Source organism: Neisseria sp. HMSC068C04 (assembly GCF_001810105.1).
Classification (GTDB): Bacteria; Pseudomonadota; Gammaproteobacteria; order Burkholderiales; family Neisseriaceae; genus Neisseria; species Neisseria flavescens_B.
Genome location: NZ_KV799954.1, coordinates 828 through 14,579, shown reverse-complemented (window position 1 = coordinate 14,579; position 13,752 = coordinate 828). Strand labels below are relative to the sequence as shown.

Here is a 13,752-nt window from a genome sequence, read left to right as displayed (position 1 = left end):
GCTGTCGGGGGAAAAGGAATTTTGCAAAGGTCTCTGGCTTTTATTTGCTGTTTTTTTCCAACAATTTGGCCACAACGCCTTCAGCCTGTTTCACCAAATCAGGGTTGGTTCGGAAGTGGTTCTCATCATTTAAAGAGTAGCTGACAGTTGAAACCGCATACTTGGTGCTTCTCAACACAAATACGCCTTTACGCAAGATTTCGTTATTGCCTTTGGTTTTGTAACGCAGGTTATATGGGCAAGAAGAATCATACAGTTTGCCACGGTTATCCGCTGTCACAATAGTGCTGCCAATGCCGCGTTTTGCCAAAGCCTTAGACAAAGCACGATCCAAATCATGCGGTCTTACTTTTGCATTTTGAATGATGCAGACATGTTTGATGCTGGTCAGCTCTTCAGGTTTCAATACTCTTTGTTCCGTAGTGGAACACGCGCCCAGCAACAATACAGCTGAAGCCGCCGCTAAAATCATGGTTTTCATCTGTTTTCCTTTTTAAAATTTTCAAACAATAAATATTCAGATGGCCTTTATGCAAAGGCCGTCTGAAAAAATCAACGTACGTTTTTCATCAAACGCTGTTTCTCACGTTTCCAATCCGCTTCTTTCAGGCTTTGGCGTTTGTCGTGCTGTTTTTTACCCTTGGCTAACCCGATTTCTACTTTGATTCTACCGCGGGTGTAATGCAGGTTTAAGGGCACAATCGTATAACCGGCGCGTTCGGTTTTACCGATTAACTTGTTGATTTCCGACTGTTTCAACAACAACTTACGCGGACGGACAGGGTCGGGTTTGACGTGTGTCGAGGCAGTGGGCAATGCGGTAATGTGGCAGCCCACCAAATAGAATGCGTCTTTTTTCCAGTAGATATAGCTTTCTTTTAATTGCACGCGTGCAGCGCGGATGGCTTTGACTTCCCATCCCTCCAATACTATACCGGCTTCGATTTGGTCTTCGATAAAGAAATCGTGAAAGGCTTTTTTATTATTGGCAATACTCATTGTGCTGATTCTTTACAAACTTTTCAGACGGCCTATTTTATCAGGCATGCTTAAAAAATAAAACGGCAAACGGTTTTGAAACGTTTATTCGCTTAAAACATGGCGGCGGTAAAAGCGGTCTATATCGGCAATGGCTTTTTCATCTTCAGGGCGTAAATCCAGTTTCAAATCGGCAAGGTGGATCAAGATTTGGTCTTCACGCTCGGCAACGGCGCAGCTGACTTCGCCTTCGCTGCGAAAATGACGGATAAGCTCGTCTAGCTGCTTTAAAGCATTTTGATAAGATGAATTTTGACTCATAATTTTTAACCCGAACGCCCATAAAAAATGGCGGGAAACCCCGCCATGATTTTACGGCTTACGCCGCGCATTTGATTAAGCAGCTTGAATGTTAGCAGCTTGTTTGCCTTTAGGGCCGGTGGTTACGTCGAAAGACACGCGTTGGCCTTCTTTCAGGGTTTTGAAACCTTCCATATTGATCGCTGAGAAGTGAGCGAACAAATCTTCACCACCTTCATCAGGAGTGATGAAACCAAAACCTTTAGCGTCGTTAAACCATTTTACGATACCGGTTGCCATTAGAAACTTCCTATACTTAAAAATTAACAAAATCAGCAAAACAAGGCATACAGCAAACTAAAACGTTCAGCGTTTCTCCCACGTATTACATACGCGGTCGAATGCCAACTTCTGCTTAACCGTCTTTTTACATTTGTTAAGACAAAACGTCAAGCTATGTTTTCAAAAAAGTGGGAAAATAGAAAAAAATTGCCGAAATACAACAGAAAACGGTTTACACTCTAAAACAGGCCGTCTGAAAACTGAAACCTAAGATTATGAACCATCCGAATACCGACCACCAATCCGATACCCTGCTCAGCGATATCAACACACAGCCGCCGAAACGTTACGGCGTATTTTTATTGAACGATGATTACACCACCATGGAATTTGTCGTCGAAATCCTGACCGAAGTCTTTATGCTTGCACAAGAACAGGCAGTCGCCGTTATGCTGCTGGTGCACCACGAAGGCAAAGGTCTGTGCGGCACCTACACGCGCGATATTGCGCAGACCAAGCAACATCAGGTCATGGAACGTGCCAAAGCTGAAGGGCATCCGCTCAAATGTATAGTCGAAGAGGTTTAAATCATGCTTTCACCCGAATTGGAACACATCCTGCAACTGCTCTACCGTGAAGCACGCAACGCCCGTTATGAGTTTATCAGCTTGGAACACCTGCTTTTGGTGCTGATAGAAGAAGATGCGGCTGTGCCGAATGTCTTGAAACTGTGTGGTGCGGATTTAAAAGTCCTGTCCGAGCAGCTTGCGGCCAGCGTTGCAGAAAATACGCCGCAAATTCCCGATCATCTTCTGGATACGGTCGAAACCCAGCCGACATTGGGCTTCCAACGCGTCATCCAACGGGCGATGGTGCATACCCAGTCTGCCGGCAAAGCCGCAGTAGAGCCTTTGGATATTTTGGTTGCCATGATGAGCGAATCCGAAAGCCATGCCGTTTATTTCCTCAAATTGCAATCCATTACACGCTTTGAAGTCTTACGTTGCATTGCCCATGGCTCACCCGATGACGAGGACGGCAATGATTCAGACGGCCTGGGACGCGAGGGCGAAGAAGCGGAACAAAAAACCGGCTCCCTTTCCGACTACACCGTCAACCTCAACGCCGAAGTCAAAGCCGGCCGTATCGACCCTTTGATTGGTCGCAAACACGAAATGGAACGTCTGGTGCAAATCCTGTGCCGCCGCCGCAAAAACAATCCGCTTTTGGTCGGCGAAGCTGGCGTGGGCAAAACCGCGCTGGCGGAAGGTTTGGCACACCAAATCGTCAACGGCGACATTCCCGACGCGCTGAAAGAAGCCGAAGTGTATGCACTGGATATGGGTTCGCTTTTGGCGGGCACGAAATACCGCGGCGACTTTGAAGCGCGGGTCAAATCCGTCTTGAAACAGCTCGAAAAAATCCCGCACGCCATTTTGTTTATCGACGAAATCCACACCATCATCGGCGCGGGCAGCACCAGCGGCGGCACAATGGACGCGTCCAACCTGCTTAAACCCGCATTGGCGAAAGGCTCATTGCGCTGTATCGGTGCGACCACTTACGACGAATACCGCACCATTTTCGACAAAGACCACGCCTTAAGCCGCCGTTTCCAAAAAATCGACGTGGTTGAACCCACCGTTTCCGAAACCGTTCAAATCCTTCGCGGCTTGAAACCGATGTTTGAAGATTTCCACCAAGTCCGCTATACGCAAGGCGCACTTGAAGCCGCAGCCGAACTCTCCGCCCGCTACATCAACGAACGTTTCCTGCCTGACAAAGCCATCGACGTGATGGATGAAGCAGGTGCGGCGCAACGGATTCTGCCTAAATCCAAACAGAAAAAAGTCATCGGCAAAGCGCAAATCGAAACCGTCATCGCCAAAGTTGCGCGGATTCCCGAAAAAACCGTGTCGCACGACGACAAACAAGTGTTGCAATTCCTCGGCCGCGATTTGAAAAACATGGTTTACGGTCAGGAAAATGCCATTGATGCGTTGGTTGCCGCCGTCAAAATGTCGCGTTCCGGCCTTGCCCTACCCGACAAACCGATAGGCAGCTTCCTCTTCTCCGGCCCTACCGGCGTCGGCAAAACCGAAGTCGCCAAACAGCTTGCCTACTCGATGGGCGTACCGCTGCAACGCTTTGATATGTCCGAATACATGGAGCGCCATGCCGTATCGCGCCTCATCGGCGCGCCGCCGGGCTACGTCGGTTTTGAACAAGGCGGCCTTTTGACCGAAGCCGTCAACAAGCAACCGCATTGCGTATTGCTCTTGGACGAAATCGAAAAAGCCCACCCGGATATTTTCAACGTCCTCCTGCAAGTCATGGACGCAGGCAAACTGACCGACAACAACGGCAAGAGTGCCGACTTCCGCAACGTCATCCTGATCATGACCACCAACGCAGGCGCGGAAAGCCTCAGCCGACCAAGTCTCGGCTTTACCGCCAAACGCGAGCGCGGTGACGAAATGCAGGCAATCAACAAACTCTTCACGCCTGAGTTCCGCAACCGCTTGGACGCGATTATCCCGTTTGCGCCCTTGTCCGAACCCATCATCATCAAAGTCGTGGACAAATTCCTGCTCCAGCTCGAACACCAGCTCCTCGACAAAAAAGTCGAAGCCGAATTCACGCCGGCATTGCGCAAATATCTGGCGGAAAAAGGTTTCGACCCGCAAATGGGCGCGCGCCCGATGCACCGCCTGATTCAGGAAAAAATCCGCAAACCGCTCGCCGACGAACTCCTGTTCGGCAAACTTGCCGACGGCGGCTTCGTGCGGATAGACTGGGATGCGGCAAAAGAAGAAGCCGTCTTGAAATTCAAGAAAAACAAAGCCAAAGCTGAAGCAGCCGCGGTTTGATGAGTAAGGCAAAAGGTCGTCTGAAAACGAGATTTCCGTTTTCAGACGACCTTTTTGTGATTAAAACTCAATCCTCCGCTTTATGAAGCAAAGTAATCAACGCCTCCTGCTTTTCCGGCGACAGCGCGCGGAAATATTTCAACAACAACGCCTCCTGCGGGGAAACTGCCCCACCTTCTTCCAACATTCGTCCGTGCCGCAGCCATTCTCCGCTGGTATCCAGCCATTTCGCCAGCGTTTCGATTTTATCGGGCGTCGGAATCGAACGTCCGACCAACCAATGATGGAAAGCCTGCGTACTGACGGATTGATTGGGATGACGCAGATTGAAGCGGTTGGCAAGGCTGGCGTTGGAAAGATTATCCAAACCCGCCAGCCTGATTGCGGTTTTCAAGCGTTCGCTGAAATCAATTTTGTCTTGTTCGGTATGCATAATCGAGAATTATGAATAGCCGACTGTTGCAAAATTTAACAGTTCTGTTGTTTTTGTAAATTATTTGCTTGATATTTTCAAATGACTGGTTGATAATACACCTGCATTTCAATTATCAACCCAATCATTACAAAGGAAGCATCTATGTCTTTACAAAAAATAAGTGCAGCAACTATTATCGCCTTGAGCCTGGCGGCTTGCAGCAGCGGCAGTGATTCTCCCAATAGCACCCTGCCCAACACTAACCCGACTGTGACCAATCCGTCCAACGGCAACCAAACAAATAACGGCAATGCCGCTGCTGCCAACAATCAAAATAATCCCGCCAGTAATGGCAATACTGCTGCAAACAACGGGAATAACCCTACCAATAGCGGTAACACTGCTATCAATAATCCGCCGCCACGTGTTGATTTTTCGGTTTCATACGAAGGTATAAAAAATACCGCCAATAAAGATATCCGGGAACTTGCACAGGAGAAGAAAATTAAGGGGGAAGTTATTCTCAAATCCTATAAGGTAAATTTAGGAAATCAATCCAGCAGTGGTAATAATTTTAATTTATCCAGTATTCCACTTAAAACATTAGACAGCCAAAACTATCGGGAAACTGTCGTTGCACAGGCAGGAGGTCAGAACCATACCATTACCCGAAACGGTGTTGCTCATATTTACCGTCAAAACTATTCTCTGATTGCAGGTATTACACCCACCGGCTTAACAATTAATGGTGAATCAGAAAAGCTGGATGCTGACGATGACGATACCAATATCCTGATTAAAGGTTATGCCACCCAAAACCTGCCTACTGCGGGGAAATTCGACTATTCCGGTATTGCAAGCGATGGAGATAAGAAAGGAAAATTGGCTTATTCTGTTGACTTCGACAGCAGAAAAGGCAGCGGCAAAATTACAGGTCTTGACAGCGACATTCATCTGAATGAAGCAGAAATTAAAAAAATGAGCTACACCAATAAAGAAACTGACGGAACCACAATTAAGGGACACGGCATCGAAGGCTCTTCCAACCGTGGCAACTACCGACTCGGCTTCTTCGGTCCGAATGCGGAAGAAATCGTCGGTACTGTCGATGATCGCAACAATGGTGAAATCGGCTTTGCCGGCTCCCGCTAATATTGATGTGATATAACCAAAAGGTCGTCTGAAACCGTTTCAGACGACCTTTTCGACCATTTTCACCGTGTTATCCGTATAATGACAGGATACTTCTGCAATCCATATCCCACTGAATAAAATGAATAAAAACTATCTCGTCTTACTGATGCTCTCTTTCCCGACAGTCGCCCTTGCCGATACACCCGTTGTCCGTGTACCTGCGCCTGTATTTTTTGACAAACAGCCTAACAGCGAAACACCTTCAAAAGATTTTACCGACGACAAACCTGCAGAACAGAGGCTTTCAGACGACCTTTCTGCCGATTCCTCATTGGAAGCACAGATCAACCGCGCATTAATCGGACGGGACTGGAAGACGCTGGAAGGTTTGTTGGCGCAATATAAAGCCGCGCCCGACCGGGATGCCGTTTTATACGATTATGCTTTAGGCGCCTTGCGGCGCAGTCAATTGCGGCATGGCGAGGCTGTATCGCTCTATCGCGGCATTTTGGCAAAACATCCCGATTTGGCGTATCCGCGTTTCGATTTGGGCGTAATGATGTTTGAAAACAAACAGTACCATGAGGCAAAAGCTGAATTGAAACGAGCAAAACCGGATTTGCAGCCGCCCATGCAGCAACTTGCCGACCGCTATCTTGCTTCCATTGAATCGGCGCAAAGCTGGCAGCCTGACGTTTCACTGCAATACGAGCAAACTGATAATGTAAACAATGCTTCATCCGAGCGTGTTATAGAATGGAATGGCAGACGCTGGCATAAAACTGCTGACAGCCTGCCTCAAAAGGCGCACGGTATCCGCTACGGCGCAGGCGTAGCGCGCGAAATCAACATGGGCGGGCATCATTTTGTTTACGGCAGTCTGAACGGCGACGGCGTGCATTATTGGGACAATCAGGATTTTAACGAGCAAAGCCTGCACTTGGCGGCAGGCTATAAAAACCGTTCGGCGGTGCAATCTTTCGGGGTTGTGCCGTTTGTCGAGCAAAACTGGCTGGGCGACAAACGCTATAATCGCGAAACCGGTATCAATACCGATTTCTCACGTCGTTTGAGCGAAAAATGGCAGATCTCTCTCAATGCAGGCTATATCAAGAAATACTATCGAAACAGCGATTCGGCAGCGCGTTACAACAGCCATATGCCGCTGGCGGGCGCAACGCTGGCGTACTCTGCACCAAAAAACTGGCTGATTTATGGAGGCGCGGACTGGTCGCACGACATGACCAAAGAAGAGGAGCAGGCATCCGTGCGCAAGGGCATACGCTTCGGCGCGGCGAAAGCGTTTGAGAACGGATTCGGCATCCGCACCAACCTGCGCTACGCCCGCCGTACCTTTGATGCACCGGGTAGCCTGGTGTACCGCTTGACCCGAAAAGACCATGAATATCAGGCAAATGCCTCTATTTGGCACAACAAAATTGCATGGAAAGGCTTGGTACCGCATTTGAATTTCCGTTATCTAAAAATCGACAGCAATATGAGCGGCTTCTATTCCCGCAAGAATATGCAGACATTCATCAGTGTGGAGAAACAGTTTTAATGTAACAGGGATGGGAACAAAACATGCCGTTTCAATCAACCTTTTTTCCTATACAGGTGGGAGGCCGTCTGAAATTCTAAGAAACATACATTTGAAAAATAGTTACTAAATTAAAAGCAATTCCCCACATACTTGGAAATGATGCTAATTAAAGCATTTCTATTTGAATTACAACTCACCGTATTCGCAAATCCAAACGATACGACCTAGAAAAAAGGCCGTCTGAAATTTCAGACGGCCTTTTTATCTCAATCAAAAATCTGATTTACAAAACAGATTTAACAGTGGCAACCACATTGTCTACGGTAAAGCCGAATTCTTTGAACAGTAAGTCAGCAGGTGCAGACTCGCCGAAGCGGTTGATACCGACCACAGCACCGTTCAAACCGACGTATTTATACCAACCGTCGGCATGTCCTGCTTCTACGGCGACGCGTGGCAAGCTTTCCGGCAGAACGGCGGCTTTATAGGCGGCATCTTGGCGGTCGAATACATTGGTAGACGGCATGGAAACGACGCGTACGGCAATACCTTGTTCTGCCAATACTTTTTGCGCTTCCAGAGCCAATTCAACTTCAGAACCGGTTGCGATTACAACAGCTTGCGCATTGCCTTTAGCTTCACTGATCACGTAAGCACCGCGTTTGATATCGTTCAGCTGTTGCTCATCACGCGCTTGGAATTTCAGGTTTTGACGGCTGAAAATCAGGCTAGACGGATGATCGGCCGCTTTAACGGCTTCAGACCACGCTACCAAAGATTCAACGGTATCACATGGACGCCATACATCCATATTTGGAATCAGGCGCAGAGTGGCAGTTTGTTCGATAGGTTGGTGGGTCGGACCGTCTTCGCCCAAACCGATGGAATCGTGGGTGAAGACGAAGACGGGGTTGATTTTCATCAGTGCCGCCATGCGCAGGGCGTTACGCTCGTATTCACTGAACATCAGGAAAGTCGCGCCGAATGGTTTCACACCGCCATGCAGCGTAAGGCCGTTCATGATCGCGCCCATACCGAACTCGCGTACGCCGTAGTGAATATAGTTGCCGCCGTGTTCGCGGGTAACGGAAACGCTGTTTGACCAGTCAGTCAAGTTAGACGGGGTCAAGTCAGCAGAACCGCCCACCAATTCAGGTAGCTCTTTTGCCAAGATTTCGATGCTGTTTTGGCTGGCTTTACGGGTAGCGATGGTTTCTGCTTTGGCACACACTTCTTTCAATGCGGCTTGAACGTAAGCGTCGAAGTTTTCAGGCAGTTTTTTATCCATGCGGCGCACAAATTCTGCGGCTTCGGCAGGATATTTGGCTTGATATTGAGCGAAGAGTTCGTTCCATTCGGCCTCAAGTTTCGCGCCTTTTTCTTTTGCATCCCATGCAGCATAGATTTCTTGAGGGATTTCAAACGCAGGATAAGCCCAACCCAAATGTTTGCGCGTGGCTTCGATCTCGTCCGCACCCAAAGGCGCACCGTGGGTTTTATGGCTGCCTTCTTTGTTGGCACTGCCTTTACCGATTAAGGTTTTGCAGCAAATCAGGGAAGGTTTGCCGGTTTCGGCTTTGGCCGCTTCAATGGCCGTCTGAATGGCATCAGTGTCATGACCGTTTACATTTGGAATCACATGCCAGCCGTAGCTTTCAAAACGTTGCGGAATATTTTCGGTAAACCAGCCGTCCACTTTACCGTCAATGGAAATATTGTTGTCATCATATAAAACAATCAATTTGCCCAAGCCCAAAGTACCGGCAAGCGAGCAGGCTTCATGCGATACGCCTTCCATCATGCAGCCGTCTCCCATGAAGACGTAGGTGTGGTGGTCAACGATGTTCAAACCGTCTTTATTGAATTCGGCAGCCAAGATTTTTTCAGCCAAAGCCATGCCCACAGCGTTGGCAATACCTTGTCCCAACGGGCCGGTCGTGGTTTCCACGCCGTCGGTGTAGCCGTATTCGGGATGACCGGGGGTTTTACTGTGCAGTTGGCGGAAGTTTTTCAGATCATCAATAGAAACGTTGTAGCCGGTCAGGTGCAACAGGCTGTAAAGAATCATGGAAGCATGACCATTGGAGAGGACAAAACGGTCGCGGTTGTAGAATTTCGGGTTGGCCGGATTATGATTGAGGAACTTCGTCCACAATACTTCCGCCATTTCCGCCATACCCATAGGCGCACCCGGGTGGCCGGAGTTGGCTTTCTGTACGGCATCGACTGAGAGGAAACGGATTGCGTTTGCCAGTTGAGACATGGTTTGACCTTCCTTGGACAAGATTGGGAATTTGAAAAAAGTGTGTCGATTATCGCCTGAATCAGCCGTGCTTTCAAGAATAGCCTTTTATATTTGCATTGTCAGACGGCATGATTTCCAATAAGCCGTCTGAAACGGACAGGATAGATGATATTAACTGTTATTTCGTTTTGAAACAGTATGTTGTAAATTTTTTATCGGATAAATAGGAAATCACTATAAGTATAAACCTGCGCTTATTCCGTAAGTCTTTGAATACTGCTCTTTTCAGACGGCCTTGTATGAGGCAGGAGTACCGCAACTATTGTTAAGGATAAGCCCTGCTTTTGCTTTGCATAGAGCCAAATGTTATGATTTTATATGCACGCCCAAGGCCGTCTGAAAATACTCACATCAAACTACTACCATGACAAAAGGCTTGTGTGCACTTCGATTAAGGAACACTGATTATGTCACCCGAAAACCAAGCTGAAAACACCACACCCTCAACAGAAAAAACGGCAAAAGCCACTCCGCCCAAACCTTCCAAACCCAAATCCAGCGTAATTCAAATCCATCCCGAAGGCGAACGCATCCATCCGAAAAAAGCAGAAGGACGCTTTGCCAAACTGCGTATCGCCGCCGTATTGGCGACCCAGTTTGTATTTTACGTAATTCCATGGTTTAACTGGAGTAACCGTCAGGCAGTTTTATTCAATATCCCTGACCGTCATTTTTTCATTTTCGGCCTGTCACTGGGTATGGGCGATTTGATTTACCTTGCCCTGCTGCTGATGATTTGTGCTTTCGGACTGTTTTGGTGGACAACCATTGCCGGTCGTTTGTGGTGCGGCTACTCTTGCCCGCAAACGGTTTACACCGAAATCATGCTCTGGATCGACAACTTGGTTGAAGGCGATCGCAACAAACGTTTAAAACTGGAAAAATCGCCTTGGAACTTTACTAAAATCCGCATTAAAGTCACCAAATACCTACTGATTTTCCTTGTCTGTGCGTGGACAGGTATCACTTTTGCAGGCTGGTTTGTCCCTATCCGCCAGTTTGTTCCCGATTTATTCACCGGAGCAGCAGGCGGCGGCGCAATGTTTGCCGCAGCGTTTTACGGATTCATGACCTTCTTCTTTGCCCACATTATGCGCGAAAAAGTGTGTCTGCATATGTGCCCGTATGCACGCTTCCAAAGTGCGATGTTTGACAAAGACACGCTGATTATTTCCTACGATACCGAACGCGGCGAACCTCGCGGTGCACGCAAAAAAACCGCCAACAAAGAAGACAGCGGCTTGGGCGACTGTATCAACTGCACCATGTGCGTACAAGTCTGCCCCGTCGGTATCGACATCCGCGACGGCCTGCAATACCAATGTATCGGTTGTGCAGCCTGTATCGATGCTTGTGACGAAATCATGGACAAAATGGGTTATCCGCGTGGCCTGATCCGTTACACCACCGAAGGCGCAATGGAGCATGAATACCCTGAAAGCGACATCAAAAAACGCCTGAAACGCCCTCGTGTCGCAGGTTATGGTGCAGTATTGTTTGTGGTTATTATTGCTTTCTTAACCGGCATTTCTACCCGTAAAATGGTCGAAGTGGATATTCTGAAAGACCGCGGCGTGATGGTGCGTGAAAACAGCCAAGGCTGGTTGGAAAATGCCTACAACCTGCGCATCATTAATAAGAGTGAACATGAACAGACTGTTACTGCAACAGTCAAAGGTTTTGATGATATCGCCTTGACCGGCTTGCCAGAAAACGGTATTAAAATTGCGCCACGCGAAACCGTAACCATTCCGGTTCAAGTATCCACCCTCCCTGAGTACGCCGAAAAAGGCAGCCAGCCGATTGAATTTACCTTCACATATCGTGAAACCGATGACGCTGATGCCAAACCGACTGTCCTGAATGAAAAAGCAACCTTTATTGGAGAATAACAACGGTGTCCCAACCCAATTCCACTAAGCCTTGGTATAAACACATTTGGCCTTGGGTGCTGATGGCAGGTCCCATCTTTGTCGTTATCGCCAGCGTTTCCATGTTCTTCGTCGCAAAAGAACATACGACAGACTTGGTTTCCGACGATTACTATAAAGACGGCAAACACATCGAAATCCAGCTTCACCGCGACGAAGAAGCCGTTAAACGGCAGATTCAGGTGCAGGTTTTAATCAGTCCGGACATGAATGCAGCCAAAGTATTCGTCAGCGGACAATTCGATCCCAAACAGCCATTAAACCTGCTGCTGATGCACCCGACACGCAAAGCTGACGACCAAGCCGTCAAGCTACGCGCCGTAACTGCCGAACCGCAAAACGGCCGTATGGAATACGAAGCCGTCTTTAAGCCTTTACGCCAAACCAACCATTGGTACTTGCGAGTTGAAGATACCTCAGGCGTGTGGCGTGTTGAAAACAAATGGATAGTCAGCCAAGGCAACGCAGTCAATCTGACGCCTATGGACAAATTGTTCGACAACGGCAAACAAGCCGCTTCAGAAGAACAATAAATCCCATGTCAGGCCGTCTGAAACCTTTCAGACGGCCTGAAAATCTTTATATCCTATATTCTTCTTTAAAATATGATTTTTTCCAATTGGCGCAGACTAACCGAAAACGAAGTCCGTATGGCAAAACAGGTTTTTGCCGACAGCATAGACTTCAACCGCATTAAAATATATCGCGGCATCCCCTTACTGCCCAACCCCAATACCGCTATCGCCCCAAATGGAAATATATATTTCCCGCGCAAACACTGCCCTGATGACTTCACTCAAGCCGGCATAGCCTACAAAATCTGGCTGATTCATGAACTGACGCATGTCTGGCAACACCAGCGCGGTCACAAAGTTTGGTTATCCGGCTTATTCATTATGCTCAAAGGCGGATATAGGAAACGCAAAGCTTACGCCTATCCCATGCCTTTGCCTCACTTCAACCAACTCAATATCGAGCAGCAAGCCGACCTCGTTGCCCACTATTTTGCAGCCACTTACCTGCCCAAAAATATTTACACCCCTCAACAACCTATTTTTCAGACGGCCTTAACAGACTTTCTTCACAACCCGCATAACAAAGCCCTATGCCCACGTTACTTGTCAGCAAAAAACAACACTCTAAAAAGCCCAGTGAGCAAATAAGCTATAATGGACAATCCGACACATCGTCCAAAAGGTCCCAAACCATGCCTTGGAACATACCTATTTTACTTACCTGGATGCGCGTCCTATTAATCCCCGTGTTCACCATCCTATTCTATTTACCGAACACATGGATTCAACCACAAACCGTCAACTGGACAGCCGCCATCATCTTTGCACTTGCAGCTGTTACAGACTGGTTCGACGGCTTTTTAGCCCGCCGTTGGAAACAAACCTCCGACTTTGGCGCATTCCTCGACCCCGTTGCCGACAAACTCATGGTTGCCGTTGCCCTACTCCTGCTCGTCAGCCTTGGCAGAACATACGCCATCTTCGCCATGATTATTATCGGCCGAGAAATCACCATTTCTGCCCTGCGCGAATGGATGGCACAAATGGGCAAACGCGGCAGTGTTGCAGTGGCCACTATTGGCAAATTCAAAACCACTGCCCAAATGATCGCCATCTTCCTTTTGCTTATCGGCACAGACAAATATAACGACCCTTTCTATCTCATTGGTAACATATTGATGTTTATAGCATCCGTATTGACCATCTGGTCCATGTGCTACTATCTGAAAATGGCGTGGAAAGAATTCAAATAAAATTTTTAAAAAAATAAAAACAAAACACTTGACTCACACGATTAAATCCATAATAATTGCGTCTTCTTCGATATACGAAGCAACAAATATCAGAGCGGGAATAGCTCAGTTGGTAGAGCGCAACCTTGCCAAGGTTGAGGTCGCGAGTTCGAGACTCGTTTCCCGCTCCAGTTTAATTTCAGATGCACTCAAATGCGGGAATAGCTCAGTTGGTAGAGCGCAACCT

14 protein-coding genes and 1 tRNA gene are annotated in these 13,752 nt (G+C 47.9%); 9 read left to right on the top strand and 6 right to left on the bottom strand.

Translation table 11 applies throughout. The features are described 5' to 3' along the window. Positions 1-40: 40 nt before the first annotated feature. The 4 genes from HMPREF2700_RS06005 to HMPREF2700_RS05990 form a co-directional block, all read right to left on the bottom strand. Positions 41-481, bottom strand: coding sequence for a hypothetical protein (locus tag HMPREF2700_RS06005; RefSeq protein ID WP_003682952.1), 441 nt, complete (start codon positions 479-481; stop codon positions 41-43). A gap of 71 nt (positions 482-552) precedes the next feature. After that, on the bottom strand, positions 553-999 hold the full coding sequence (gene smpB, locus HMPREF2700_RS06000) for an SsrA-binding protein SmpB (protein ID WP_003679566.1): 447 nt from the start codon (positions 997-999) through the stop codon (positions 553-555). 84 nt (positions 1,000-1,083) lie between these two features. Beyond that, on the bottom strand, positions 1,084-1,299 hold the full coding sequence (locus HMPREF2700_RS05995; protein WP_070590956.1) for a branched-chain amino acid ABC transporter: 216 nt from the start codon (positions 1,297-1,299) through the stop codon (positions 1,084-1,086). 75 nt (positions 1,300-1,374) lie between these two features. Next, complete coding sequence (locus tag HMPREF2700_RS05990) at positions 1,375-1,578, bottom strand: cold-shock protein (RefSeq protein WP_002217533.1); 204 nt, start codon at positions 1,576-1,578, stop codon at positions 1,375-1,377. A gap of 257 nt (positions 1,579-1,835) precedes the next feature. On the opposite strand from HMPREF2700_RS05990, the gene clpS reads away from it, so the two are divergent. Together clpS and clpA are read left to right on the top strand one after the other, a co-directional pair. Next, entirely contained in the window at positions 1,836-2,147 is a 312-nt protein-coding gene (gene clpS / locus HMPREF2700_RS05985; RefSeq protein ID WP_003679561.1) for an ATP-dependent Clp protease adapter ClpS, read from the top strand. 3 nt (positions 2,148-2,150) lie between these two features. Continuing rightward, positions 2,151-4,430 carry an ATP-dependent Clp protease ATP-binding subunit ClpA gene (gene clpA, locus HMPREF2700_RS05980; protein WP_070590953.1) on the top strand — a complete coding sequence of 760 codons (2,280 nt, stop codon included), beginning with the start codon at positions 2,151-2,153 and terminating at the stop codon, positions 4,428-4,430. 67 nt (positions 4,431-4,497) lie between these two features. Here clpA and HMPREF2700_RS05975 read toward each other — a convergent pair whose 3' ends face one another. Then, a complete protein-coding gene (locus HMPREF2700_RS05975) occupies positions 4,498-4,863 on the bottom strand; it encodes a transcriptional regulator (protein WP_016687458.1) in 366 nt (121 codons plus the stop codon). 144 nt (positions 4,864-5,007) lie between these two features. Between HMPREF2700_RS05975 and HMPREF2700_RS05970 the strand changes: the two genes are divergently transcribed. Both HMPREF2700_RS05970 and HMPREF2700_RS05965 read left to right on the top strand, forming a co-directional pair. Beyond that, positions 5,008-5,997, top strand: a complete 990-nt coding sequence (locus HMPREF2700_RS05970; protein WP_070590952.1) for a factor H binding protein domain-containing protein — start codon at positions 5,008-5,010, stop codon at positions 5,995-5,997. Between the two features lie 121 nt (positions 5,998-6,118). Next, complete coding sequence (locus HMPREF2700_RS05965; protein ID WP_070590950.1) at positions 6,119-7,540, top strand: surface lipoprotein assembly modifier; 1,422 nt, start codon at positions 6,119-6,121, stop codon at positions 7,538-7,540. Positions 7,541-7,805: 265 nt separating this feature from the next. Here the strand turns inward: HMPREF2700_RS05965 and tkt are convergent, their stop codons facing one another. Continuing rightward, complete coding sequence (tkt, locus tag HMPREF2700_RS05960; RefSeq protein WP_070590948.1) at positions 7,806-9,785, bottom strand: transketolase; 1,980 nt, start codon at positions 9,783-9,785, stop codon at positions 7,806-7,808. A gap of 449 nt (positions 9,786-10,234) precedes the next feature. On the opposite strand from tkt, the gene ccoG reads away from it, so the two are divergent. The 5 genes from ccoG (at position 10,235) to HMPREF2700_RS05935 (ending at position 13,696) form a co-directional block, all read left to right on the top strand. Then, positions 10,235-11,719 (top strand): cytochrome c oxidase accessory protein CcoG, encoded by a 1,485-nt coding sequence (ccoG, locus tag HMPREF2700_RS05955; protein WP_070590947.1) that lies wholly within the window; start codon positions 10,235-10,237, stop codon positions 11,717-11,719. Positions 11,720-11,724: 5 nt separating this feature from the next. Next, positions 11,725-12,291 (top strand): FixH family protein, encoded by a 567-nt coding sequence (locus HMPREF2700_RS05950; RefSeq protein WP_083303959.1) that lies wholly within the window; start codon positions 11,725-11,727, stop codon positions 12,289-12,291. A gap of 117 nt (positions 12,292-12,408) precedes the next feature. Then, complete coding sequence (locus tag HMPREF2700_RS05945; RefSeq protein WP_283129683.1) at positions 12,409-12,921, top strand: type IV secretion protein Rhs; 513 nt, start codon at positions 12,409-12,411, stop codon at positions 12,919-12,921. Between the two features lie 44 nt (positions 12,922-12,965). After that, entirely contained in the window at positions 12,966-13,526 is a 561-nt protein-coding gene (pgsA, locus tag HMPREF2700_RS05940; RefSeq protein WP_036472256.1) for a CDP-diacylglycerol--glycerol-3-phosphate 3-phosphatidyltransferase, read from the top strand. A 94-nt stretch (positions 13,527-13,620) separates the two neighbouring features. Next, positions 13,621-13,696, top strand: a tRNA-Gly gene (locus HMPREF2700_RS05935). The last annotated feature ends 56 nt before the right edge of the window (positions 13,697-13,752 follow it).

Coding starts and splice junctions, on each gene's coding strand:
- HMPREF2700_RS06005 (WP_003682952.1), bottom strand. CDS start 481: ATGAAAACCATGATTTTAGCGGCGGCTTCAGCTGTATTGTTGCTGGGC.
- smpB (WP_003679566.1), bottom strand. CDS start 999: ATGAGTATTGCCAATAATAAAAAAGCCTTTCACGATTTCTTTATCGAA.
- HMPREF2700_RS05995 (WP_070590956.1), bottom strand. CDS start 1,299: ATGAGTCAAAATTCATCTTATCAAAATGCTTTAAAGCAGCTAGACGAG.
- HMPREF2700_RS05990 (WP_002217533.1), bottom strand. CDS start 1,578: ATGGCAACCGGTATCGTAAAATGGTTTAACGACGCTAAAGGTTTTGGT.
- clpS (WP_003679561.1), top strand. CDS start 1,836: ATGAACCATCCGAATACCGACCACCAATCCGATACCCTGCTCAGCGAT.
- clpA (WP_070590953.1), top strand. CDS start 2,151: ATGCTTTCACCCGAATTGGAACACATCCTGCAACTGCTCTACCGTGAA.
- HMPREF2700_RS05975 (WP_016687458.1), bottom strand. CDS start 4,863: ATGCATACCGAACAAGACAAAATTGATTTCAGCGAACGCTTGAAAACC.
- HMPREF2700_RS05970 (WP_070590952.1), top strand. CDS start 5,008: ATGTCTTTACAAAAAATAAGTGCAGCAACTATTATCGCCTTGAGCCTG.
- HMPREF2700_RS05965 (WP_070590950.1), top strand. CDS start 6,119: ATGAATAAAAACTATCTCGTCTTACTGATGCTCTCTTTCCCGACAGTC.
- tkt (WP_070590948.1), bottom strand. CDS start 9,785: ATGTCTCAACTGGCAAACGCAATCCGTTTCCTCTCAGTCGATGCCGTA.
- ccoG (WP_070590947.1), top strand. CDS start 10,235: ATGTCACCCGAAAACCAAGCTGAAAACACCACACCCTCAACAGAAAAA.
- HMPREF2700_RS05945 (WP_283129683.1), top strand. CDS start 12,409: ATGGCAAAACAGGTTTTTGCCGACAGCATAGACTTCAACCGCATTAAA.
- pgsA (WP_036472256.1), top strand. CDS start 12,966: ATGCCTTGGAACATACCTATTTTACTTACCTGGATGCGCGTCCTATTA.